23 protein-coding genes and 1 riboswitch are annotated in these 24,580 nt (G+C 38.4%); of the genes, 2 read left to right on the plus strand and 21 right to left on the minus strand.

Going from position 1 to position 24,580, the window contains the following annotated elements; translation table 11 throughout:
* Positions 1–3 precede the first annotated feature (3 nt).
* Complete coding sequence (locus DZB84_RS15525; RefSeq protein WP_116353179.1) at positions 4–468, minus strand: hypothetical protein; 465 nt, start codon at positions 466–468, stop codon at positions 4–6.
* 107 nt (positions 469–575) lie between these two features.
* On the minus strand, positions 576–1,709 hold the full coding sequence (locus DZB84_RS15530; RefSeq protein WP_116353180.1) for a zinc-dependent alcohol dehydrogenase: 1,134 nt from the start codon (positions 1,707–1,709) through the stop codon (positions 576–578).
* Positions 1,710–1,926: 217 nt separating this feature from the next.
* On the opposite strand from DZB84_RS15530, the gene treP reads away from it, so the two are divergent.
* Entirely contained in the window at positions 1,927–3,354 is a 1,428-nt protein-coding gene (treP, locus tag DZB84_RS15535; protein ID WP_116353181.1) for a PTS system trehalose-specific EIIBC component, read from the plus strand.
* Positions 3,355–3,443: 89 nt separating this feature from the next.
* On the plus strand, positions 3,444–4,160 hold the full coding sequence (gene treR, locus DZB84_RS15540; protein WP_116353182.1) for a trehalose operon repressor: 717 nt from the start codon (positions 3,444–3,446) through the stop codon (positions 4,158–4,160).
* A 528-nt stretch (positions 4,161–4,688) separates the two neighbouring features.
* Here the strand turns inward: treR and DZB84_RS15545 are convergent.
* The 19 genes from DZB84_RS15545 to DZB84_RS15640 form a co-directional block, all read right to left on the minus strand.
* On the minus strand, positions 4,689–5,282 hold the full coding sequence (locus DZB84_RS15545) for an NADPH-dependent FMN reductase (RefSeq protein ID WP_116353183.1): 594 nt from the start codon (positions 5,280–5,282) through the stop codon (positions 4,689–4,691).
* A 268-nt stretch (positions 5,283–5,550) separates the two neighbouring features.
* Positions 5,551–6,135, minus strand: a complete 585-nt coding sequence (locus DZB84_RS15550) for a putative ABC transporter permease (RefSeq protein WP_116353184.1) — start codon at positions 6,133–6,135, stop codon at positions 5,551–5,553.
* 119 nt (positions 6,136–6,254) lie between these two features.
* Entirely contained in the window at positions 6,255–7,445 is a 1,191-nt protein-coding gene (locus DZB84_RS15555) for a DUF2812 domain-containing protein (protein ID WP_116353185.1), read from the minus strand.
* On the minus strand, positions 7,438–7,758 hold the full coding sequence (locus DZB84_RS15560; RefSeq protein ID WP_116353186.1) for a PadR family transcriptional regulator: 321 nt from the start codon (positions 7,756–7,758) through the stop codon (positions 7,438–7,440). The genes DZB84_RS15555 and DZB84_RS15560 overlap by 8 nt, the downstream gene beginning before the upstream one ends.
* 298 nt (positions 7,759–8,056) lie before the next feature.
* Complete coding sequence (locus DZB84_RS15565; protein WP_116353187.1) at positions 8,057–8,290, minus strand: hypothetical protein; 234 nt, start codon at positions 8,288–8,290, stop codon at positions 8,057–8,059.
* A 450-nt stretch (positions 8,291–8,740) separates the two neighbouring features.
* Positions 8,741–8,826, minus strand: a riboswitch (cyclic di-GMP riboswitch).
* 489 nt (positions 8,827–9,315) lie between these two features.
* A complete protein-coding gene (gene uppS, locus DZB84_RS15575) occupies positions 9,316–10,077 on the minus strand; it encodes an undecaprenyl pyrophosphate synthase (protein WP_116353189.1) in 762 nt (253 codons plus the stop codon).
* 46 nt (positions 10,078–10,123) lie between these two features.
* Entirely contained in the window at positions 10,124–10,333 is a 210-nt protein-coding gene (locus DZB84_RS15580; protein WP_116353190.1) for a helix-turn-helix domain-containing protein, read from the minus strand.
* A 10-nt stretch (positions 10,334–10,343) separates the two neighbouring features.
* Entirely contained in the window at positions 10,344–10,835 is a 492-nt protein-coding gene (locus DZB84_RS15585; RefSeq protein WP_116353191.1) for a DUF2975 domain-containing protein, read from the minus strand.
* 158 nt (positions 10,836–10,993) lie between these two features.
* Positions 10,994–11,833: a hypothetical protein gene (locus DZB84_RS15590; RefSeq protein WP_116353192.1), complete on the minus strand. Its 840-nt coding sequence runs from the start codon at positions 11,831–11,833 to the stop codon at positions 10,994–10,996.
* Between the two features lie 93 nt (positions 11,834–11,926).
* Positions 11,927–12,121: a hypothetical protein gene (locus DZB84_RS15595; protein WP_116353193.1), complete on the minus strand. Its 195-nt coding sequence runs from the start codon at positions 12,119–12,121 to the stop codon at positions 11,927–11,929.
* Between the two features lie 19 nt (positions 12,122–12,140).
* On the minus strand, positions 12,141–13,058 hold the full coding sequence (locus DZB84_RS15600; protein WP_116353194.1) for a DMT family transporter: 918 nt from the start codon (positions 13,056–13,058) through the stop codon (positions 12,141–12,143).
* Positions 13,059–13,173: 115 nt separating this feature from the next.
* Positions 13,174–13,887 (minus strand): hypothetical protein, encoded by a 714-nt coding sequence (locus tag DZB84_RS15605; protein ID WP_116353195.1) that lies wholly within the window; start codon positions 13,885–13,887, stop codon positions 13,174–13,176.
* Between the two features lie 176 nt (positions 13,888–14,063).
* Positions 14,064–15,674 (minus strand): sensor domain-containing diguanylate cyclase, encoded by a 1,611-nt coding sequence (locus DZB84_RS15610; RefSeq protein WP_116353196.1) that lies wholly within the window; start codon positions 15,672–15,674, stop codon positions 14,064–14,066.
* Positions 15,675–15,798: 124 nt separating this feature from the next.
* Positions 15,799–16,797: a LacI family DNA-binding transcriptional regulator gene (locus DZB84_RS15615; protein WP_116353197.1), complete on the minus strand. Its 999-nt coding sequence runs from the start codon at positions 16,795–16,797 to the stop codon at positions 15,799–15,801.
* Between the two features lie 32 nt (positions 16,798–16,829).
* Positions 16,830–17,711, minus strand: coding sequence for a DMT family transporter (locus DZB84_RS15620; protein ID WP_116353198.1), 882 nt, complete (start codon positions 17,709–17,711; stop codon positions 16,830–16,832).
* Positions 17,712–17,723: 12 nt separating this feature from the next.
* The gene (locus DZB84_RS15625) at positions 17,724–19,388 is read right to left on the minus strand and encodes an amylo-alpha-1,6-glucosidase (RefSeq protein WP_116353199.1); all 1,665 of its coding nucleotides are present in this window, start codon (positions 19,386–19,388) and stop codon (positions 17,724–17,726) included.
* 235 nt (positions 19,389–19,623) lie between these two features.
* On the minus strand, positions 19,624–22,683 hold the full coding sequence (locus tag DZB84_RS15630; RefSeq protein ID WP_116353200.1) for a glycoside hydrolase family 2 TIM barrel-domain containing protein: 3,060 nt from the start codon (positions 22,681–22,683) through the stop codon (positions 19,624–19,626).
* 32 nt (positions 22,684–22,715) lie between these two features.
* Positions 22,716–23,537 carry a carbohydrate ABC transporter permease gene (locus tag DZB84_RS15635; protein ID WP_116353201.1) on the minus strand — a complete coding sequence of 274 codons (822 nt, stop codon included), beginning with the start codon at positions 23,535–23,537 and terminating at the stop codon, positions 22,716–22,718.
* Positions 23,534–24,466: a carbohydrate ABC transporter permease gene (locus DZB84_RS15640; RefSeq protein WP_116353202.1), complete on the minus strand. Its 933-nt coding sequence runs from the start codon at positions 24,464–24,466 to the stop codon at positions 23,534–23,536. The genes DZB84_RS15635 and DZB84_RS15640 overlap by 4 nt, the downstream gene beginning before the upstream one ends.
* Positions 24,467–24,580: the final 114 nt, after the last annotated feature.

Genomic DNA, 24,580 nt, shown 5'->3' on the forward strand with positions numbered 1-24,580 from the left:
CCTTCACTCCCATAATTTATACGAAACTATTAACTTTGAATTCGGTAAATACTCAAACGTCATAAAACGTCCTTCATGTATTTCTTTTATTTTAGTTGAGTAAAACAATTCTCCATTAACCTCAACTTCGTTATCCCAGCTTTTTCCTGGATCATATACATCATCAATATATCCTTCTTCGGAAGAATATTCTCTTTGAATGACATGTGGAAAATCGTGTAGATATGGAACACTCATATATCCCAAAAAGGTGGCGACAAGGGCAAAAACAAGGAGTGCTCCAGTTAATTGCATAATAGCATTAAAATTCTCAAATGGCTTACCTTTTTCGCTTTTCTTTGTCCTAGGTTTTTTTATTCTCTCACGTATGGTTTCAATTCCTAAAACTATGATTATCCAAGGTATGATAATAACGGCCATAAGAACAATGGACAAACAAAAAATAAGCGTGAACCAATAGTACCACATTCACTTTTCCCCTCCGGTCTATCCCTTACTACATCCATTTTACTAAAATTAACAGGAAGGCGTATCAAGAAAAAATCGACAAGTGAAATACTTGTCGAAAGTGTCCTTTATGGTTTTAAAACTACCTTTATGCAATTATCGTCGCGACCGTTAAAGATTTTGTAGCCATGACTTGCTTCATCTAGGGATAGCTTATGAGTGATGATATCAGTTGGGTCGAATTCTTTGTCGACAATTTTTTTATAGAGCTCTGGCATGAAATGGACAACAGGTGCTTGTCCCATTTTTAAGGTGATGTTGCGGGAGAAAAAAGCACCGAGTGGGAACATGTTATAATTTGCACCATATACACCTGTGAGATGAACCGTACCGCCTTTTCGAACAGCCTTTGTCGAAATTTGAATGGGGCCAAGTGTTCCTCCTTGTAGCTTTAGTTTTTGCTCAATGAACTCAAGCGGAGATTTTTTTCCATCCATACCCACACAATCAATGACAACATCAGCCCCACCGCTCGTAATTTCCTTTAAATGCTCGCCCATATCATCATTCTTTGTAAAATCAAAAATTTCTACTTTATTTGTCGCTTTCGCATGGTCTAATCGATAGCCAATATAGTCAACTGCGATGACCCGTTTTGCTCCTTTCATCCAGGCAAATTTTTGCGCCATCAAACCGACCGGACCACATCCTAGGACAATCACTGTGTCTCCTTCCTTTACACCAGCATTTACTACGCTCCAATAAGCGGTTGGAAGGACATCACTTAGGAAAAGCAAGGCTTCGTCATCTAATTCACACGACTCAGGTATTTTAAAAGGAGTAAAGTTTCCGAATGGAACTCTCAAGTATTCTGCTTGACCTCCTGGGTGGTCACCAAATTTTTCTGAATAGCCAAAGTATCCACCTGAATCATAATGTGGATTTGCATTGTCACATTGGCTTTCTAGTTCATGTTCACAATAGTAGCATTTGCCACAAGCAACCGTAAAAGGTATAACCACGCGATCGCCTTTTTTGACATGAGTGACTTCAGGACCTACTTCTTCGACAATCCCCATCGGCTCGTGTCCAATCACATAGCCATCTGGGAGTGGAAAATTCCCTTGATATAAGTGAAGATCCGATCCGCAAATCGCAGTTGATGTAATACGCACAATGACATCGTCCTTTTTGACGATTTTGGGATCCTCGACTTCCTTGACTTCAACTTTATATGGGTTTTGATACGTAACAGCCTTCATTTTTACACTCCATTCCCATTTTGATTTCTTGGTTATTTTTTGCGACGTATGGGAAGTTATACTTAAGCTGTTTTGGCATAAAAATCCTTTATTCGAAGAAGCTAAAAATTATAAGATAAAACAATTGACACACTTGTATATACAGGTTAAACTGAAAACGTAATCACGACATGTATATACAAGATTCGACATCTTGTGAAGTAAGGGGGAAATAACAATGAGTAAGTATACTGATCCTGCGAAGGAATTGCTTGACCACATTGGTGGTAAAGAAAATATCGCAGCAGTAACACATTGCGCAACGAGAATGCGCTTCGTTTTAAACGATCCGAAAGACGCCGACATAGAAAAAATCGAAGAGATTGGGCTAGTAAAAGGGACTTTCACACAAGCCGGTCAATTCCAAGTCATTGTTGGTAATGAAGTTGCTTCTTTTTATAATGAATTCGTAAAACACGCTGGTGTTGATGGCACAAGCAAGGAAGAAGCAAAGGTTGCTGCAAAGCAAAATATGAACTGGCTTCAACGTATGATGGGGCATTTAGCGGATATTTTCACACCGCTCATTCCAGCCCTTGTTGTTGGGGGTCTGATTTTAGGTTTCCGAAATGTCATTGGGGACATTAAATTACTTGATGACGGTACAAAAACAATCGTTGAGGTTTCACAGTTTTGGGCAGGAGTGCATGCATTCCTTTGGTTAATCGGTGAAGCTGTCTTCCACTTCCTACCGGTGGCAATCACTTGGTCCATTACACGGAAGATGGGAACCTCACAAGTTCTCGGGATTGTCCTAGGGATTACGCTAGTATCCCCACAATTGTTAAACGCATATGGAGTTGCTGGCGCAGAAGATATTCCAGTCTGGGATTTTGGTTTTGCACAGGTTGAAATGATTGGGTATCAAGCACAGGTTATCCCAGCTATTATGGCTGGTTTTGTACTTGTTTATTTAGAGCGTTGGTTACGTAAAATTTCACCAAATGCGATATCAATGATCATTGTTCCATTTTTTGCACTAATTCCAACTGTTTTAATTGCTCATATCGTTCTTGGACCAATCGGTTGGACAATTGGTTCTTGGATTTCTGACGTTGTGTACACTAGCTTAACTTCAGCTTTTGGCTGGTTATTTGCGGCTATCTTTGGATTTGCTTATGCACCACTTGTTATCACTGGTTTACACCATATGACAAATGCGATTGACCTTCAATTGATGAGTGAGTTTGGCGGAACAAACTTATGGCCAATGATTGCATTATCCAATATTGCCCAAGGTTCTGCCGTACTAGCGATGATTTATATTAATCGTAAGAATGAAGAAGAAAAGCAAGTTTCCATCCCAGCATGTATTTCTTGTTATCTTGGAGTAACAGAGCCTGCAATGTTTGGTATTAACTTAAAATACGGCTTCCCATTCCTAGCTGCAATGCTTGGTTCCATGATTGCTGCGATTATCTCAGTGGGTAGCGGCGTTATGGCTAACTCCATCGGGGTTGGTGGACTTCCAGGTATTTTATCTATCCAGGCTGGACACTGGTTCATGTTTGCGATAGCGATGCTTGTTGCGATCGTTATTCCATTTATCTTAACTGTGATCTTCGCAAAAGCGAATGTTGGTAAAATTTCATTTGGTAAAAAATAATACTGGTGGGAGGGGAAAATTCCCCTCCCCTTTTTTGCGTTAATGCGGTAAAATAGGTATAAATATATATACAGGATTGGAGATTCTTTATGAATAACAAGTATCTAACAATCTATAGCGATATAGTTGAAGAAATTAAAAACGGTAACATTAAGATGAATAGTCTTTTACCTTCTGAAAATGAGCTAAAAGACACGTACAATACCTCTCGCGAAACAATCAGAAAAGCGCTTAACCTTCTTTCGCAAAATGGGTATATTCAAAAGATGAAGGGCAAAGGTTCAATTGTCATTGATGTGAATAAGTTTGATTTTCCTGTTTCCGGGCTTGTGAGTTTTAAAGAGCTTGCAGAGAAGATGGGGGATAAGCCGAAGACAATTGTGCATGAGTTAACGGTTGGTAAGCCAGATACGTTCATTAAGCAGCAGCTTCAGCTTTCTAGTAAGGAACAAATATGGAAGGTCGTTCGCACAAGAGAAATGGGCGGAGAGAAAATTATTTTGGACAAGGATTTTATTTCACGTAAATACGTCCCAGAGCTCACCAAGGAGATTTGTGAGGATTCGATTTATGCCTATTTGGAAAACGAATTGGAGCTAACCATTAGCTTTGCAAAGAAAGAAATTACGGTTGTGGAGCCAACGGAAGAAGACCTAGAGCTTCTTGATTTGGATGGTTTTCATAATGTTGTAGTCATTAAAAACTATGTATATTTAGATAATGCTAGTTTGTTTCAATACACCGAGTCCCGCCACCGCCCGGACAAATTCCGGTTTGTCGATTTTGCGCGGCGAGCACATGTGTAGAAGGGATTGGGGATATTTATCTAGTTCTCGGATGGATATTTTTAGGGAATGTTAGACTAGTTAACGCGGTTTGCTGGTGCGCACTTGGATATTTTTAGGTGATTGCGGGCTAGATAACGCTGTTTCCGAGTTTGCACTTGGATATTCTTAGGTGATTACGGACTAGATAAGGCTTTTTGCGAGTTCGCAGTTGGATACTTCTAGGAGATCGCGAGCTAGATAACGCTGTTTACCGGTTCGTAATTGGATACTTCTAGGAGACTACGGACTAGATAAGGCTGTTTGCGGGTTCGCAGTTGGATACTTCTAGGAGATCGCGAGCTAGATAACGCTGTTTACCGGTTCGTAATTGGATACTTCTAGGAGACTACGAACCAGATAAACCATCTATTGGTACTCACTTGGATATTTCCAGGAGATTACGAACTAGGTAAACCATCTATCCAGTACTCACTTGTTTTAAAGTAATTTATAAGTTCACATAAAAACAGGATGGCCAATTAAAGGCTCATCCTGTTTATTTCGTTATTAGCGAACTGTTTTTAATGCTCCGCTCCAAGCTACTACTTGGTCTAACATTAAGTTTACGTTGTCTAAGTGTAGATCTTGAGGTTTGAACTCAGAACCGTTTTCGAAGTCAGTGAATAATGAAAGTGTTGGATGTGTACGAACGTCCGCGATCATTAATTCACCCATGATTCCACGTAGGTGTTCAGCAGCACGTGCACCACCAGTTGAACCGTAACTTACGATACCAGCAGCTTTGTTGTTCCAAGCTTCACGAGCTAGGTCTAACGCATTTTTCAATGCTCCAGTGATAGAGTGGTTATATTCTTGAACGATGAATACGAATCCATCAAGATTAGCTAGTTTTTCGTTCCAAGCAGCAATTCCAGGTGCATCTGCTTCACCTAAGAATGGTAATTTGAAGTCTGCGATGTCTACGATTTCGTAGTTAGCATCTCCACGCTTATCAGCGATTTCCTTTACCCATGCTCCTACTTGAGGACTTACGCGTCCTTCACGAGTACTACCTAAAATAATACCAATGTTTAATTTTTCGTTTGACATTACTTCTTCCTCCTTTTGTTGGTTACCAAAAAGTTTATCTAATAAACCCATGATGTCTCTCCTTTTTTATATTAAAGGATATTTTTTAAAAATACCTTTAATTATTTTATCTCAGAAGTATTTATCTTAACTTCAAGATAAATGTTATATTAAAAAAAGGATCTTGTCAACCAAAAGACCTAAAAAACATATAAATAAAAAACGCCTAGTTAAACTAAGCGTTATATTGTTATTCCTTATAGTTTTCTTCTAGTGGTATATTTTCAAATATTTTTTATAATAATGACCAAATCAAGGATGATTTGGTCTGAAATATGCCTTATTGAATTGGATTTCCAGCACGTATATTTTCTGGTATATGCCTTCTAATCGCAAACAGGAGTTCACCAAGAAAATAGAGTGCTACAGTTGGCCATATCCATGCCCAATAGCTTCCTACAACCTCATAAAAATCCTTAAGTGCTGGTTGAACATAGGCTAAGCACACGAACGATAGCGCAATCCAACAAACCGAATAGGAAAAACAAATATGCCCCTGCAGCTGCCACTTATGCCCTGAATAGTCCCACCATTTCCGGCCAAAAAACCACTCTAGAAGGAAGCCACTGCAGTACTCTACGATTGTTGGAATTAGAAAACATAGTAACAACACCACGGACCAATGCATATCTCTTCCTATTAAAAAGATGAGCAGAAGGGGTGCAAGTCCGTACATTGGCTTAAATGGCCCGAAGAAAAAGTTGTCCTTAAAAAACACTCGTTTCCTAGCATAGTTATAACAGTTCTCTAGGAGCCATCCCAAAAACGAATAGATGGTAAAGAAAAAAACGACAGCCATTGCACCATCCCAGGATAGAAGCACTGGCATCTCAAAATCAAAACCAGTCACTAAACTCTGAAACACCGACAAATCACCTCAAGCATAATATTCTTGATTAGGATTTGCCCATTTTTGGTTAATTATACCTTTTTGACTTCAATTTTTTGACCTACAGCTCGATAGTTTAATAGAATCTGAATGAATTATTCTGTAATCTTCTTTTCAATGGCTTTTACTACCGAATCCATATCTGCATAGCCATTATACCGAACAAAAATGACATTTTTTCCTTTGGAAGCGAAAACTTCTTTAAACTCCTGATCCTCATGAACAATTAACTGATCAAAGCTTGGATGCTTTGTTTCGACGTAATTTTCAACTGGATCGGTATATCTATACCATTCTATTAAATCCGCAACAAAATTATCTGCCATTGAAGGGATACTTAGTTGATAAAAACTTGATGTGATACTTGGTGAATATTCACCGCTTCCATCTTCCCACCTTTTTCCCGGAACTCTCCCATTTTCATCTGCTTCATATTGCACCGGTGCAAACGGACTCCAATTAATTGTATATCGGTTGGACCAATCAACATTGTCATTCATATATTCAGATTCCCCACGAACCAATGCAGGATTCTGTTCTACATCCGCCAATCTGACAATCGGTAAGCCTGTATTTCCCTCGGGCAATGTTTTTGTATCCATTTTCGCTAGTTGCATAAATGGAATGATGGCGCTCAATCCAACCACGATAGTAAAAATAAAGGCCATAATCGAATTTAATCGATGGCGCTTTTTCCAAGGGGCATGATGATTAATTGATTTTCCCTCAATCAGGTCTTTTTTCAAGGCACGAATCGCAAGAGCTGCTTGCAGGGAAGTATAGGCCAAATAAGCAATGAAGATGGATAAAATCGTTTGTTGAATGGCTACCCCGTCAATCATTACATAGATTGGCGTTCCATCAAGAAACCATATGGATGCCAACATACCAAGCATTAATAGGAATGCCACAACAACGATACCTGCATTTAAGGCTAATTTTTTGTCTAGTTCCGTTAGTGTAAAAGACTGCTCTGCAGGATCGGTATGGATCTCTGGTGCATCAAGCTCTTCAGGTGATGAATATACTTGAAAATATTGATAGCCTGTCACATAATCCCAGCCACTTTCCGTATACATCTCAATTTGCTCTGGTGAAATCTTCTTTTTCATCGATACATCTATTCTGTACCTCATTTTTTTAGGTTCGCCTTTATCAAAGTGTGCAAAAAATTTACCCATTTTTTTAAGATGTAGCCCTTGTGCGGCCATGTCTTGAAACCAGCTTTCATGTTCTCCGATTCGCCAATAATCACTAGGTCTGATTTTTCGAACAGTCTTATTCATTCCCCTCACCACCCTCTACTATATTCCCATCTTGGATCATGGATTTGAGTCGATCATACTCTACCCTTAATGCATGTTCTCCCTCAGGTGTAATTTCATAAGTCTTTCTTCTACCGTCATCTTCTGCTAATGAAATGAGACCGTCTTTTTGCATCCTTGAAAGCACCCCGTAGAGTGTCCCCGGACCCATTTTCACCCTACCTTTTGAGACATCTGTAATTGCATGCATAAGCTGATATCCATGGTTTGGGTGCATTAAGGCTAGTAGCACATAATACATCGCTTCCGTCATCGGTCCCCCATTGTACGCCATACTCATATCCCTTCTTTCATTGGGACAAGGAACCTGTCCCCGCGTCCCTTATTTATTATGTATCTCGTTATTACGCATCACGATATATCGCATAACATAATAATACTTTATGAGATATTGAAAGTAAATAAGAAATGAACATTACTATGATAAAAATTTAGCAAAATAAAAAGACTAGGATTAGATTTTCCACTAGTCTTTCTGCTGCGTTTTAAATATTGTATTTTCAACTAAACTACACGTTACTTATGTAAAAGTTTTCACATTAACGATACTATCAAATTTTTGGTACTAAACTTCAATCAACACCCACCATAGAACTTCTAACCTTTTCATATGCCTTTTCAATATTCACCAATAAATCTTTCCGGAATATATCACTACATATAAAAACATTCATAATTTCATTTTTTACCGATGAATAGGCAAATTCTAAACTATTACTAATAGTCAAATTCTGCAATTTTTCAGTAGACATTTGGTCAACTATTTCCTTTTCGAAATATTCAACAGTTCCAAATAACACGGTCATGATAAACATCCCCTTTTCAAATGAAAATTATAGCTTGAACAGCCAATATCTTGTTAAGTTAACTACCCAACTAATTTATATTTACAGACGTTAGATATGAATTTAAGATTACTCTTAAACATATTGTCTTGTTTGCTTCTCTTTATTTATTAATACTTCAAACGACTTTTTTCTATTGTATCTAGCCCTTCGACATTCTGAACAATTCATAAAGCGATTTCCTTTATCATAAAAGTCATTAACTGGTTTTGGTTCTTTACACTTAAAACAAACTTGTTCTTTAGTGATCGTCTTCATCTTAATTCAACCTTCTTTCGTTTTAATCAAGATCCTTTTAATAGCCATTTATAGAAGCTCATTTGTTTTAAAATAAAAAAATCCACCAAAAAGATGGTGGATAAATTTGATTACATGATTATTTTTATAACCGAAATATTTATTCACAAGCTTTTTGGCAACTCGGCTATCATAGTTATCAGAACCTTAGACCCGCAGCTTTGCGTCCTTACCTTTCGATAAGTTTGCCTTTTTCAATTTTTGTCAATAGTTTAAATAAACTATTTTTATCATAATACGAAAGTAGAGGTTTTTCAACAAATTTCAACAAAATACTATAAATTCACCCAGAATAATAGATAATTATGCCTATATTACAAGTTAGGTCTTTTGGTGAACCTGCCAAAAACTGCTTCAGAATAAACCTCCACTACACGTGTATTAAAATGAAGCGAACATTAGGTCACAAGACTTTGATTGTTAAAATTCAAAAAACTAACATAGTCCCAAGTTACTCAAGCTATTAAAATTAGAGAGTTAAGATTGCCTCAGATAATAAAAAAGCCCCGTCTACTAGGAGACGGAGCTTACTCGGGAAAATTCTTGCTTTAATATATTTGTCCTTACGTAAATAAGTGTATTTAATAATTCAATACTTAAGCAAGCTGTATATTCAAGCGTTTTCTTTAGTAAAAGTTGTCTAAGTCAACCGAACCTGTTCATTATTTTGATAATCTATACTTCACTTCTTATATTCCGCCATATCTTCTCTTTCGATTCCGATATTCTTCAAGTGCTTGAAGAAATTCCTTTTCGGTGAAATCTGGCCACAGTACATCAGAAAACCAAAACTCCGTATAGGCGAGTTGCCAAAGGAGAAAATTGCTCAGGCGTTTTTCGCCACCGGTGCGAATCAGCAGGTCTGGGTCTGGCAAACCGTCTGTATACAGATACCTTGAAAACTGCTGTTCATCCAATTCATCCAGCGACAATTTTTCATCGTTGATATCCAAGAACATTTTTTTCATGGCGTTCAAAATCTCAGTTCTGCCTCCATAGTTAAGCGCAAAATTTAGCTGAAGACCGTCATTGTCTCGGGTACGTTGGATTGCATATTGGATGGCTTCACGGGTATAGGACGGAAGATTGTCCATATCCCCAATTGCCTCAATTCGAACATTATTTGCTATAAGGTCAGGAAGATAAATATGTAGAAACTCCTTAGGAAGTCTCAATATCGTTTCAACCTCAGATTTTGGACGTTTCCAGTTTTCTGTAGAAAAAGTATAAAGTGTCAGTACCTTCACATTACATTTTGCCGCAGCCTTGACAATTTTAAAAACAGTAGATACCCCTTCTTTATGTCCTGCCACTCTGGGCAAGCCACGCTTCTTAGCCCAGCGTCCGTTTCCATCCATTACAATTGCCACATGATCCGGTGTATCATGGTCTGAATACTGTAGTGAAGTATTCAATTGTTTTTGATTAAAAAATGGAATTTTCATTGACATTGTTTTTCTCCTCCATTGTGACGAGTAGTGAGTCCTGAGTGTCCCATTATTCATCGTTTCGGTATTCTAGTAAATCCCCTGGTTGACAGTCTAAAGCTTTGCAGATGGCTTCTAATGTGGAGAGCCGAATCGCTTTTGCCTTTCCATTTTTCAATATAGAAAGGTTTGCCATTGTGATACCCACTCTTTCTGAGAGTTCTGTTACGCTCATTTTTCGTTTTGCCAACATCACATCAATATTGATTATAATTGCCAATGTTTTCACCTCAGACCGTTAAATCATTTTCTGTTTTTATACGAATAGCTTCCTGTAAAAGTTTTTTTAGAACCGCTGCAAAGACTGCAATCACCATTGAAGCCCCAACAACAACCATTCCGATTAAGACAAGACCTGGTGCGTCGTCCCATTCCGCGATGATAAAGACGAATGGTAAGGCAGCTAGATACAGACAACTGATAGTGATGGCACAGTTTCTAATTTTCTTAAGAGCATGTACAGATAAATCAGAGAAAGCTATGTTCTTGTCAATATAATTCAAAAGCTTAAACGCTTGAAACAATGCAATATAAAACGGTACCGCCGAAATATACATAAGTGTTAAAATGCCAAGTACCATATACCCTAATGTGGCACCATCTGTCGCTTCCCCAAATGCTACCTTCGCTATCTTAGGTAATAAAAATAGGCACAGAGCCAAAACGGGAATTCCCATTATAATAACAGCTAGTTTTAAAAAAAGTGTTGAACTTCTTTTCATAAAAAGCACCTCATTCATTTATTGTCAATTTAATTTATCATAGTTTTTATTGATTTACAATAAAATATTATTGTTTTTTGTTTTATTTTTATTGTAATTTTGGTTTTAAAACAATAAAAGTGCGTTAATTCTTCTCAGATTAACGCACAGTTCTAATTTTATTTATGATCATTCTCCTTCTTAGGTAAACATTCTTCTTCTGGATTTATGTGAACCTGAGTCCATAGTCCATTCTCTACTTTGCGAAATTGTGCAATTTCTACGTCGGTTCCATTTGTTAATGTAAAAAAAACGATACAATAATCCGCTCCATCATGACCATGAAAACAGATATTTTTTGTGTATCCATTTTTCATTGTGGGGTACTTATGTTGAATCATTTTGCACCATTCCCCAAATTTAATGTCTACTACCGATTCCCCATCATGGCTCCAGCCATGGTACGGCGCACATAGAAAGTCTTCTTTAACCTTACTCACTTCGGAAATTCGAAAGCCATCCTTTTCGTGTTCAAGCTGGATGAATCCATACGAATAGCCAAAGTACTCAACCATCAGATCTTCCCGCAATTCTATTGTTTCAATTTCATAAAAAAATTTAATTTCCCGCTCTCCAGCTGGTACTCGGCAAAGCTTTAGCAAACTCGTATGTCCGATTCCTGCAAACGAATCAACATATTTTTCAAAGCTTAGTTTTTCTTGGTATTGTTTGGACAAAAAATTATAGGCAATCGGAAATGGAAGATCGCCATGGCCTATGGAACCGCAAGCCCTCACGCCTAGAGTTGCGGCCTCCCGTAGTATACTGAAATAGTTGATTAGTGTATCCTCAGGTGTTTTCGTTAATTCGCGTGGTAGCTGGATTTGATCATACGTTTTATCATAATAAGGATCGTAAAATTTCCAATCATTAAATCTTACATTTAAAGCTTTCAAACAAGATGGACGAAAATATTTTTGATGATAGGCAGTAAATTCTTTTTGATTCTGTTTTCGCATAGTTAATCACCCTAGATTCAATTTATGGGTGTGCGAGGGAAAGGTGTGCGTCCTATTGAAAACAAAAAAAGCGCCCGTTTGAGCACTTCATTTTCACACATACATCTTTATATAGATTCCAACTGCAATCAAAGAGAGCAGTATGACAACTGCATAAATGACGGTTAGGTTGATGCTGTTTCTCTTCGTTTTTTCACGGTAGTTCGCATCGCCTTTCCCTGCTATTAGCATGGTTCCGATCAGTGCGATAATACCAATCACGATAACAAGTATAATGGCTATTTTCATTTATTTATTTTCACCTCGATTATAGAGTTGTCTCTTTTTCAACCAAAGACTTTTTCGGAAGCCTTTCACTCTTTTCTTGAACGATGATTACGGCGGCAATCACCATGATAATCCCAACATATTGCCACGCTTGCAATGTTTCCTGGAAGATAAAAAAACCGATAATGGCAGCAACGACAGGTTCAATGGTTGCAATGATGGAAGCCCTACTTGATTCAATATGTTGTAATCCTTTTGTATATAGAATAAATGCCAGCATCGTTGATAGAAAGCCAAGTCCTATGATATACATCCATGATTTAATATCTGCAAACAAGTTCAGCGAGGACCAGATTCCGCTAAACGGCGTCACGGCAACTGCTGCAAAAATAAACGTATATACCGTGACAGTAAGAGAATCATATTTTTCAAGAGCAAACTTGCCAAAAATGCTATATAGCGCGTAAAAGAAACCAGAACCGATTCCTACTATCAGTCCGAACAGGGAGATTGTACCTGTAAAGTTCGGAAAGACTCCAACTACAAACGCACAGCCTACTATGGTTACAGCAAGGGCCAACATTTTTCGAATGGTGAGTTTCTCTTTAAATAGGAATCTTGCAAAAATCGTGACAAATGCAGGTGCAGTATAAAGCAGTATGGCGGCAACGGATATCGATGTTTCCTCAATTGCCACAAACATGCACCAGTTAAACAGGACAATACTAATGATTCCAGTTCCAATAAAATATTTGCTGTCGGACATCTTGATTTTAAAGGCATGGGGGTTTTTTAATAATGCATATGTAATCAGAAAAATGGAAGCAGCAATTGCTCGTACTGCCACAACCTGTAATGGCGTAAAACCAATTGCGTACAGATTGCTTACAAATAAGCCGATAATCCCCCATAATGATGCACCTGCTGCAATTGAAAGCCCCGCCATTTTTTTGTTCATTAGCGCTTCCCCCGATTTACGTATTGCCAATATGTTACCAAATTTCGAAAGACTTGAAAAGAATAATCCTTTGCATACAAAAAAGCCAAGCAAACCATTTGCTCAGCTTTTCTTATTATCTTATAGGTATTTCAAACTCTTCTTCACCTAAGAGCACTTTCAGAATTAACGGTTTATCGGTTTCAGATACCGGTGTCGGAACTTGGAAATAAATATGTACATTCCCCTTCGTTAACGGATCTACACTAGCCCCACCAAATTTTGTACCATTCTCTTCCTCGGTTGCAGCTAAGCTTTCAAACTCATGTTTACCATCATATAGTAAAAAGAATTTTACCGGTGCCAGCTTGTGACCATAGTGAAATATATCTGTTGTATCATTGTTAATCGTTCCTGTTATATGAAAATAGATTTGGGAATCCGTATTTGTACTACGACTTGCCCAAGTATCATTCGGGTCTGCATTGGAAGTTGAAAATTCTTTGACAAAAGACGCATTCGTAAGAGTAATTTCGACAGAGTCATTATCATAATAAAATACCTTATCGGAATCAAATACATTTTCAGCTGGTTCTACTGATTTTTTCTCATCATCACTAGAAGATCTAAAAACCTCTGCATCTTTGTTTTTATCTTCTTTATTATTTTCTTCTGTTTCTTTCGCTTCTGAGTCCTTTTTCTGATCATCTGTCTCAGTTTCTGCTCCATTCGTAGTAGACGAATCAGACTGGTTGTCACTGTCCTTTGCTGCTTCATTTGAACTACCACAGGCTGCTAAAAACACAGCTAATACCAATGTTATAAGTATACTTCCCCATTTTTTCTCCATATTGATCCTCCCATCTTTTCTCCAAAATTCATTATAGTATCCAAATTTTGGGTAAACAACAGGAAAGAGAATAATTAAGGAAAAATAAGAAAAAACTCCCTTTTTCACAAAGAGAGACACAAGACTTTTTCACTATATTACAATTAAAAACCAGACTTTATACTCATTCGTAACTTTTACCTTTTATAAAAATGATACTGATTTTTTCCTTTTCGCTTCGCTTCAAACATGGCCATATCAGCATGTTTCATAAGAGCATTTACTGCGCCTCCGTGCTCCGGGAAAAAGGCAATTCCTATACTAGAGGTCACAAAAACGGAAAACTCCCCGATAATGACGGCCTTCTGAACCGATTGAATAATCGTTTCAGCTAATCGCTTTGTTTCCTCAACGTTTGTGTCGGGAAGGAAAATATTAAACTCATCCCCTGCCATCCTCGATAACACGGCCTTTTCTGGTACAATTTCTTTCAATCTTGTTGAAATATGCTGAATAAGAGTATCACCCACATCATGTCCATACGTATCATTAATCGCTTTGAATCCGTCTAAATCAAGGAATAATACCGAAAGTGGTTCTCCCTTATCAATTTCTTTTTCTAGTTCTTTGGCAAAGTACCTCCGATTCGGCAGACCTGATAATGCATCATAGAAGGCGAGCTGGTACATCATCCTTTCTGCTTCTTTACGTGCGGTGATATCCGCAAAAAACACTTGGACAAATGTCTCTCCATCCATTTCGTACGGAGAACCAGAAACCTCAGCATAAATCGGGTGCTTATCCAGCCGAATCATGACTTCTTCGATTGCCTCAACAGGTTTATCATTACGAATGGATTTCCAGCGACTTTTAATAATTTGATGATAGTCTGGGTGAATAAAGTCGAGAAAATGTTTTCCAATCATTTGCTTAACATCCGTTCCCCCTAAGATTTTGATACCTGTTGAATTGATAAAATGAACGACTCCAAACTTATGAATGATAATCCCAATTGGTGCTAGTTCGACCAATCGCTTATAATGCTCCTCGCTCACTAATAAACGAGTTTGCATTGTTTGATCCCTGCTTGCTTGAAAAAGGAGGAGAACAAACATGATAAGAAGGAAGATTGTAATTGTCGTCGCAATGGTAGACCCCGATAAAACATATCCCCCAAGACTCTCATTATGCTGATGGGAATCTAATTTTTCAAAGGTTGTCGCACTCATTCCAATGTAGTGCATACCTGCAATTCCACAACCTAAAGTGATAGAGCCGACTATTCCAAACCAAGTTGCATCACGATATTGAGAAAACAGCCAAAATGTCACCCATGATCCGATGATTGCTGCAAGTAACGACAGAAGCAGCAACAAAGTTGCATAGGTAAGATTGGCCTCCATCTGCATCGAACGCATGCTTAAATAATGCATGCTAAAAATACCAAATCCCATTAAAAAGCTACTTATCACTACCGTTTTACGATTTTGAGAATGTAAGATTAATGAAAAAGCAAGAATGGAAAAGAGTACAATCAAACATAAGGAAGCAAGGACGAGCCAAATATTATAGGTTACGGTAACCTTAATATGGACAGCTAGCATTCCGATGAAGTGAACGGCCCACACACCGCCACCCATCACGAGTGAGGCTGAAATCAACCAAAATTTATCATTTCTTGTGCTTGTTGCATCTCGATTGATTAAATGAAGCGCAACATACGAGGTAAAAATGCCAATTAAAATAGACAGCATAACCATCCCTATATGATACTCAGTCATATAGCTTTCTGGGTTAGAAAACAACATAAAAATAACACCTTTTCTGCGAATTTGCTTCGGTCCAATTACTTATCATTAGGATGGGTTATTTAGGAAAAACCATTCATTTTGATTAAAAAACCACGAAACGTTTGTCTCGTGGTTTGATTCATTATTTCTTAACCTTAGTCGCACTGCCTCGTACGATGAGCTTTGTGTGAATGGTTATTTTTTTACAGATTTCACGCTTGGTGGCGATACGCTCAAGCAGTAGGTCCACCGCAGCTTCACCCATAATCTCCGTGTACAATTTAACTGTGGTGAGTGGTGGCACCATGTATTGTGCAGAGGAAACGTCGTTAAAACCAACGATGCTGAGGTCCTCTGGAATTTTCACACCTAATTCATAGGCGGCCTTGTAGCAACCAACTGCAATTGTGTCGTTCGCTACAAATAAGGCCGTTGGCTTTTCTTTTTCACTTAGCATTTCCTTCAGAATCTGGTAACCGTCTTTTGGATTATATCCGCCAATTTTAACGAAATCCTCATTAAAAATTCCTTTTTCCATTAGATATGATTCAAAAACGTCCTGTCGCAAATCCTTGAAACGGTTGCCGTACATATCGGTTTCGACACCGCCGATAAACCCGATATTTTTATGACCTAATTCCACCAAATAATTGAGGGCTTTTTTTGTTGCAGAGTTAAAATCGATCACCACGGCATCGAAATGGTCCTCATCTGGGTTTGCATCGATAAAGACTGAGGGCTTATCAAAACTCTTGATCAATTCAATATCTGCTTTTTTAAAGGTTCCAAGACAGATGATACCATCCACTTTAGAAAGACTTCTTTTTGTGTCGTCTTTGGTTATTTTTATGATTTCCATGCCAAGGCTTTCAAGTTTCTTTTCTAGGGCCACCCGAATCGAAAGATAGTAGGTGTCGACTAATTCTTCTTCAAGCGAATAAGAATAATAGAGCCCCACGACCCCTTTCTTTTTCGTTTTTTTCTTTTTCGGGGTGATGACATAGTTAAGTTCCTCTGCTGCTTCGAAAATCCGCTTTTTTGTTTCAGGTGTTACATTTAACGTTTCATCATAGTTTAACACCCGAGAGACCGTTGCCATGGAAACCTGTGCTAAATCCGCTATATCTTTAATCGTCGCCATTTTTCATACCCATCCCTTTTTGAGAAAACTCGCTATATCGCTTCTTTGTAGCTCTTTTTCTTCAAAAACTTTAGTTTTGTTTCGGAAATGATGATTGCTGCAAGGATAATGATTGCTCCGATGATCATTCGTACGGTTAATACCTCACTTAGAATGATGATTGAGAATACCATACCCCATAATGCTTCTGTTGATAATATGATCGCTGCATTCGTTTCGGTTGTGAATTTCTGCGCGACGGTTTGTAATAGAAACGCAATCGTTGTTGAAAATACACCTAAGTATAGAACTGCCGATACGCCTTCAATGCTAGCAGCAAAATCCGTTTCACCTTTGAAAAGGACTACGATAAAGCCTAAAACAGTAGCCGCCGCCATTTGGATGACCGTTAGCAACACAGGATCTTCATCCTTCACAAATTGGGCCGTGTAAAAAATATGAAATGCAAATCCAACCGCACATAATAACGTCAGAAAATCACCAAAGTTCACGCCTCCAGAGAGTTGCAAAGACATCACACCCACACCGGTTATCGCAAACACTGCACCTAGGAGTTCAAATTTATTCATTTTTCGTTTAAAGACGAAAAACGCAATTATCGGCACAATCACCACATTCACCGCCGTTAAAAAGGCATTTTTCGATGGTGTGGTGTATACTAACCCAACTGTTTGCAAGGCAAATGCTAGGTATAGAAAGATTCCAATGATTGAACCTTTGATAATCGTACTTTTTTTAATATGTTTTAGTTTCTTAAAAAAGACAAGGCTTAACAAAATGACACCAATCAGGAAACGGATCGCAAGGATTTGATACGGTGTGAAATGGTCAAGCGACACCGCACTTGCGACAAACCCACTTCCCCAAATGATGGCAACAATCGTAAGACCTAGTTCCCCAATATATTTACGCATGAAAACCTCCGCCTATTTATTTTTAAGAAATTGAAGAAAAACACTTGATGTCCATGTGAAGGAGGTATCGACGAGTCCCTTTCCATTATGAGGATCGAAGTTTTCTGCCATACCGCCGACAAGTGTAAGTTTTAAATATTTCTCTTGAATTCTCTCTCCAATTTCACTGTAGCCAAAACTTTTTAATGAATCAACAAAAAGATAGGTGACAGGGGCCCATATTGGTCCAAGCCAGTAACCATTTTCTTTATAAAATGGGCTTGTTGGCATTTCGGTTGCAAATCCGTACTTCGTTTCAAAGTTTTCCACAAGGTCATCCACAAGCTGAGCCATTACCTTTTTATCGAGGCGGTATCCAATTAAAACAGGCAAACGTAAAATTAAGCTTGTGCGGATATCGATTTTTTCAGCATCCTTACCAACTCTACCAAAGAATCCATCCTTATCATGAAGTCGCTCCATTAGTAAAGCAAACATTGTATCCGCTTTTTCTGTGAATTGCTTTACTTCTGCTTCTTCCCCAAGAATTCCTGCAAATTTCGCTAAAATATCATAGGTTCGAATTAAAAAGCTAGCAAGATCTGGTGCTTCAACTGGCATCCCTCTGTGGAACAAGGATGCATTATCCCAGCCGGAATCATTGCCATGCTTATAATGTGGTAGTCTACCTTCATACGTTCGATATAAATCAAAATACTGTATGACTTTTTTGGTAGATTCATAAACCTCTCGTAGGCGGCTTTCTTCCTTAAAATAGTCATTCTCATCCATGAGTTTTTCATAAACATATGCAAAGATTGGTGGTTTAATACAGTTATAAGATATAAATTTATCGTTCACAAAATCCGGATAGGCCCCAGATTCATCCTGAGTTTCGATAAAGATTTTCAACTGGGAATAGGCAAGCTCTGGATACTTGGCGCCAAGGTTCAACGCGTTAAAACAATTGTCCCAAGACCAAATGTTATACATCCAGAGCTTTGACATATACATCGCATAGTCTGTTAGGAGACCATGTGGATGAACTACACTTGACCAGGTGATGTATGCCGCGCGGTCGATGGAAGGTTGGTAGACTTCATTTTTCTCAGTGAGATTCTCCACCCACTCTTGATAGAGTTTCTCCACTTTTTCTTTGCCCGCGTCAAAGCTTGCATTTTTCTTTGGCTTATACACAGTACGATAGCTTTCGATGACAAAGTGACCATTGCCCATGCGAATATCGATAAAATCATTACCGATCACATTCCATGGTGCTTCAACGGACATTTCACCAGAAAGCTTGCTAATCATCAACTTTAATTCCTTTGGATAGATGTGGTATTCGTACATCCCTTCCTCATATTCGTGTAGAGTGTCGTACTTCACTTTACTTGCCTGTAAGCGCACCTCAACACCGTTTGCGGCAATATGAAGCTCATCCTCTTCTGGAATGATGATTTCTGCATATTTCCCTAAATCCTCCACTAAATAGAATCGTAACGAACTTTGCGTTGCAAGGATGTCAAATTCTCTTTCAACTCCATTTAGCAATAAATCCATTTTAAAAAGCTTCGACGGTGCATCATCACCACCATGAACATCTCGTATATATATCTCTTTAGAATCCTTTTCCTGTGATACACAAAAATAAGAACCAAATCGTGAAAAAGGAATTTCTCGAATATCTAATTTCATCTATAATTCTCCTTTATGAAATAAGCAGGGTTGCCCCTGCTTATCCTTAAATCAAATACGCCTTGGCGTATTTGCGCCCGATTTTTAGGCCCACACGAGGTGGGTCACAAAGACGTTGCCACAGGATTTGGCGTTGTTAGTCTTTGATCTTATACTCGAATAAATTCATTTAAAAAATCGTAGCATCCGCCGAAGTCTGTTAACTTAATTCAGGGGGAACCCCGCCTGAATTAAGTTAACGTGCTGTAAAGAATTTACTTTCTTCTACTAGACGATCCTTATCAATCTTTCTTATTTCAAATTGAAGACGGAAGTCCTCGATGATTGTACGATATGGAGGTAGCTGCTCTTCACCACAGCTATTGCTTCCGACACCGCTTTGCTTGTAATCAATCGTCAACACATTGAATGGTGACTTTTTAATTTTACCACGGTGCTTTGCCTCTTCAAGAGCACTTGTTTCATAGTCATGAATCGTGAAGTCATGCTCTTCTTTAAAATTGATGAGATACGCGTTCTCACCTTTTGCTACTGCTAAGAAAGATGTGTCGCATCTAGATCCATTCTCCTGCGGGTACACGTAATCAGTATGCATTTCCTGAACAGTCTTGTTATATAGTCCAATCGGCTGACTACGTTTCGTATCTTGATAGGATTCGGAATCCCCACGTCCATACCAAGTGACATTGTTGTAATCTTGGTTAAGATGCATCGTTACCCCAATTCGTGGCAGCATTTCTGGAATTTCGATACCTCGTAAGACCTTTTCACCTTTTAGGTCAATGTTTAATGCACCATCTTTCGTGATGCGGTAATTGTACGTTAAGTGGAAGCCCCATGCTTGGTTAACAGTTGATAAATACTTCGTGATGACAACATCCACATAGTCATCAGTCACTTCATAAGAAACTTCGCCAAGCTGTTCCTTTGTATTTTTCAGGAAGTACTTGTTAATCCAGTCATCCTTTTTATACATATCATTATCGATAATCGCTCTCCAAAGGGTTACTTCCGGTCCTTTGTTAATGATTGCTTCCCCTTCGGATTCGAACGATTCTAGCGTTCCATAGACGTTTGAGAAAACAGCCTTGACCTTATCGTTTTCAATGATAAGCTGTGCTGCATCTTCTTCAATCATGAAATTTGAACCAGTTGATGTGACTACCTTCACTACTTTTTCAATCTTAGTCGATTCTAATAGGAAGCTTTCTTTTGTAATCTCATGACCTTTTTCGGTGTAAAGCGTATCTTCTGCTTCACGATAGCTTAAGTAGATGCGAACATCATCGTGTTGAGCAGCTTTTGCTAGATTGACTGGTAAAACAATTTCTGCTGCTTCATGTGCTTGGATGCTCGGTAATTTCATTTCGACTTCCTCAATAATGCTACCGAACGATTGAACTTCAATGTGAAGAACGATCCCGCTTAAATTTCTAAAATCGTATAGGTTCTTAACGCGAACTTTTCCTTCAGCAAGTTTTACTTCTTCTGTTACAATTGGCTCGATCACCTTTTTATATTCGATAAGACCTGGTGAAGGAGTTCGGTCTGGGAACACAAGACCATCGATACAGAAGTTTCCGTTAGTCGGGAAGTCTCCGTAATCGCCACCATATAAATAGTAGGTTTCACCATTGTCGTTCGTCACTTCAATTCCATGGTCACACCATTCCCAAATGAAGCCACCTTGCAATCGAGGATATTTTCGCATCACTTGTTGGTACTCAGTCAACCCACCAGGGCCGTTCCCCATTGCATGACCATACTCACAAAGAATATGTGGCTTCTTGCCTTCAGCATCTTTACCGATTTCTTCAAGTGGCTTTAAGCGAGTATACATCGTTGTATACACATCACTGTATGCAGCAACTCTGTCACCCTCGTAATGTACTAATCTTGTGGCATCAATTGCTTTAATTGCATTGTACATCGCCGTGAAGTTGCGTCCAGCACCTGACTCATTTCCTAGTGACCACATAATGACACTTGGGTGGTTGCGATCTCTCTTTACCATTCTTACAGCACGATCGACATATTGTTTTTCCCATAGCTCGTTGTCAGAAATCCAATTGTAGTTGCCAGTGTTTTCAAAGCCATGGCATTCAAGGTCTGCTTCATCAATGACGTAGAGTCCGTACTCATCACATAGGTCATAAAACACATCATTATTTGGATAGTGCGCTGTACGAACCGCGTTGATATTGTACTGCTTCATCATCTTAATGTCCTGAAGCATGTCTTCATAGGTTACCGTTCTACCTGTCTTCGGATGTGAATCGTGGCGGTTCACCCCGTTAAAGAAAACACGTTTACCGTTGACTCGAATTTCATTGTTTATCACTTCAATTGCACGGAACCCAATACGTAACGGAACGACTTCCTGATCACCATTCGGTAAGCAATATTCAAATAGAAGGTGATAAAGATTTGGTTCCTCTGCATTCCATAAAAGTGGATTTTCAACTAATCTACTTGTCTCGAATTCGCCATCAACTACTTCTATTTCAAATCTATCTACTTTTTCACCGCCGTGGTAAAGAGTAGCGAATAAGCCATTTACACGGTTTGTTAGAAATGCCCCAGCGATTTTCAACGTGAAATTTTCATAGTTCTCATCTGGAAGTGTTTCTACATATACATCCTGAAGTGTATTCTTGTTGATTTTAAAGAGCTCCACACTTCTAAAAATTCCAGATAGCCACCACATATCCTGGTCCTCAAGATATGTTCCATCTGAGAATTGATAAACTCGTACGGTTAAACGGTTGCTTCCTTGTTTCACATATTCTGTGATGTCAAATTCAGAAGGAACTCGTGACACCTTGCTATAGCCGACATGCTTTCCGTTCACATATAAATCAAATGCAGAGTCGACCCCATTAAATTTTAAAATGAGGGCTTCGTTGTCTGCTAGGTCGGTAACCTCTAACTCTCTAAAATAAATCCCGGTTGGATTTTCCTGTGGTACAAATGGTGGATTAATCGCAAATGGATACAATACATCTGTGTAATGCATGTTTCCATAGCCCTTGATTTGCCAGCTAGATGGAACCTCGATATCGTCTAACCCTTCAATCGCAAAGTTCTCAGATTCAAATCCCTTCGGTGAAAGTTCTGGTGCATCAACAAATAAGAACTTCCACACGCCATCAAGCAATGTATATCCAATACTTTTTTCTCTATTAAAAGTGATTGCATTCTCTTTCGTTTTATATCTATAAAAATCAGTATGAGCTGGGAGTCTGTTGATCCCAGTTAGATGAATGTTCTCCCATCTCTTCATTTCTCGTCGCATGTTATCTTCCTCCGCATAAATCTATGTTGATCTTACTTGATTGAACCACTGATTCCTTCGACAATATACTTCTGTGCAAATAGGAATACGAGTACTGGTGGAATAATCATGACTAAAGTGATTGACATAATCGGTAAAATTTGAAGGTCATGTATTCCTTTAAATGCTGCAAGTCCTAGTGCCAATGTATATTTTGATTGATCTTGAAGGTAAATTAATGGGCCGAGGTAGTCGTTCCAAACTAATAAAATATTTAAAACCGCGATTAAGATAAGTGGTGCTTTCATAATCGGTAGGAATATTTTAAAGAAAATCTGGAATTCGTTTGCTCCATCAATTCTCGCTGCATTTTCAAGATCCTTCGGGATATTCATTAAGAACTGTCTTAATAAAAAGATGTAGTAGGCTGATCCAAAAAACGCTGGGACAATTAATGGCTTTAATGTGTTAATCCAACCGAATAAATTGAATTCCATATATAACGGAATCATGGTTACGTCCCATGGAATCATCATTGTTGCAAGCAACAGGATGAACAATCCATTTTTATATTTGAAATCATATCTTGCAAATCCATATGCAACTAAGGAACACGAAATCAATTGACCTAGAGTTGTCATTACAGTAACGATTACTGAGTTTTTAAAATAAGTACCGAATGGCTGGCTGTTCCATGCATCCATAAAGTTTCCCCACTGAGGTACATCTGGAAAAATCTTTGGTGGGAAACTAAACACCTCAGCCTCTGTTTTTAACGCTGACAGGATTACCCACACGAAAGGCAATAAGAAATAAAGTGAAAATAATCCAAGAAGGCTGTACATGATGATTTTATATTTCTTTGACATTCTCATTTTTTCTTCTTCCCTTCTTTTTTCACTTCATTTTCGTAGAACACCCATGTCGATGATGATTTAAAAATTAACATCGTTAGAATTAAAATGATGATGAACATAAACCATGCATTCGCACTTGCATAACCTAATTCATGGTGTTTGAACGCATTGTTATACACATAGAGCCCGTAGAAATAGGTTGATTTTAACGGACCGCCACCAGTTAAGAGTAAGACGAGTGTTAATTGCTGCAATGCGGCGATTACTGATGTAATCACGTTGAATAAAATAGTTGGCGTAATACTCGGGATGGTAATGCTAAAAAACTGACGGAATGGTCCTGCGCCATCAATTGCTGCGGCTTCATATAATTCTGGTGGAATTCCTTTGATATCTGTATAAAAGATCAGCATCATAGTTCCGACACCCCAAGCACTTGCAATTACAATTGTAAGGATGGCCCACTTCGGATCCACAAGCCATCTCGGTCCTTCAATGCCAACAAGCGATAAAAGATAGTTGAAAATCCCATATTCAGAGTTAAATATCCAGCCCCAAATAATTGAAATCGCAACTCCGGAAACCACCGCAGGTAAATAGAAAATGGTACGGAAAATTTTCATTCCTTTTAATGGCTGAGTAATGAGGAGTGCAAGAATTAGGGCAGTAACTAAGTTTAACGGCACAAAAATCGCGGCAAATTTAAATGTAATGGCTAAAGATTTATAAAATTGCGGGTCAGCCGTAAACATAGTCTTATAGTTTTCGATTCCCACAAAGCTTGGTGCACTTGTTATCGGCCAATCAAAAAAGCTCATAATTAATGAGAAAGCAAGTGGCCCTAAGGTAAACACCAAAAACCCAATAATCCACGGTAGTATAAATAAATAGGGTACTTTCCTACTTACTAGCTGATAGCTATTCGCTTTCTTCGATTTATTTAACATAAGATGACCCCTTAAATCAGATTAGAAAATAGGGTAAAGCGCCTTGCGAACGCTTTACCACACTAGAAAAGCACAAGGAGCTTTGCTTTAGGCGACAAGCATAAGACGAGCGCT

This window comes from Bacillus sp. HNG, assembly GCF_003400205.1.
Lineage (GTDB): Bacteria > Bacillota > Bacilli > Bacillales > Bacillaceae_L > Ferdinandcohnia.

Coding starts and splice junctions, on each gene's coding strand:
- DZB84_RS15625 (WP_116353199.1), bottom strand. CDS start 19,388: ATGAAATTAGATATTCGAGAAATTCCTTTTTCACGATTTGGTTCTTAT.
- DZB84_RS15585 (WP_116353191.1), bottom strand. CDS start 10,835: ATGAAAAGAAGTTCAACACTTTTTTTAAAACTAGCTGTTATTATAATG.
- DZB84_RS15605 (WP_116353195.1), bottom strand. CDS start 13,887: ATGGAGAAAAAATGGGGAAGTATACTTATAACATTGGTATTAGCTGTG.
- DZB84_RS15635 (WP_116353201.1), bottom strand. CDS start 23,537: ATGAGAATGTCAAAGAAATATAAAATCATCATGTACAGCCTTCTTGGA.
- DZB84_RS15595 (WP_116353193.1), bottom strand. CDS start 12,121: ATGAAAATAGCCATTATACTTGTTATCGTGATTGGTATTATCGCACTG.
- uppS (WP_116353189.1), bottom strand. CDS start 10,077: ATGTCAATGAAAATTCCATTTTTTAATCAAAAACAATTGAATACTTCA.
- DZB84_RS15525 (WP_116353179.1), bottom strand. CDS start 468: ATGTGGTACTATTGGTTCACGCTTATTTTTTGTTTGTCCATTGTTCTT.
- DZB84_RS15530 (WP_116353180.1), bottom strand. CDS start 1,709: ATGAAGGCTGTTACGTATCAAAACCCATATAAAGTTGAAGTCAAGGAA.
- DZB84_RS15555 (WP_116353185.1), bottom strand. CDS start 7,445: ATGAATAAGACTGTTCGAAAAATCAGACCTAGTGATTATTGGCGAATC.
- DZB84_RS15640 (WP_116353202.1), bottom strand. CDS start 24,466: ATGTTAAATAAATCGAAGAAAGCGAATAGCTATCAGCTAGTAAGTAGG.
- DZB84_RS15600 (WP_116353194.1), bottom strand. CDS start 13,058: ATGAACAAAAAAATGGCGGGGCTTTCAATTGCAGCAGGTGCATCATTA.
- DZB84_RS15610 (WP_116353196.1), bottom strand. CDS start 15,674: ATGTTGTTTTCTAACCCAGAAAGCTATATGACTGAGTATCATATAGGG.
- DZB84_RS15560 (WP_116353186.1), bottom strand. CDS start 7,758: ATGGCGTACAATGGGGGACCGATGACGGAAGCGATGTATTATGTGCTA.
- DZB84_RS15615 (WP_116353197.1), bottom strand. CDS start 16,797: ATGGCGACGATTAAAGATATAGCGGATTTAGCACAGGTTTCCATGGCA.
- DZB84_RS15545 (WP_116353183.1), bottom strand. CDS start 5,282: ATGGGTTTATTAGATAAACTTTTTGGTAACCAACAAAAGGAGGAAGAA.
- DZB84_RS15630 (WP_116353200.1), bottom strand. CDS start 22,683: ATGCGACGAGAAATGAAGAGATGGGAGAACATTCATCTAACTGGGATC.
- DZB84_RS15590 (WP_116353192.1), bottom strand. CDS start 11,833: ATGCGAAAACAGAATCAAAAAGAATTTACTGCCTATCATCAAAAATAT.
- DZB84_RS15620 (WP_116353198.1), bottom strand. CDS start 17,711: ATGCGTAAATATATTGGGGAACTAGGTCTTACGATTGTTGCCATCATT.
- DZB84_RS15565 (WP_116353187.1), bottom strand. CDS start 8,290: ATGACCGTGTTATTTGGAACTGTTGAATATTTCGAAAAGGAAATAGTT.
- treP (WP_116353181.1), top strand. CDS start 1,927: ATGAGTAAGTATACTGATCCTGCGAAGGAATTGCTTGACCACATTGGT.
- treR (WP_116353182.1), top strand. CDS start 3,444: ATGAATAACAAGTATCTAACAATCTATAGCGATATAGTTGAAGAAATT.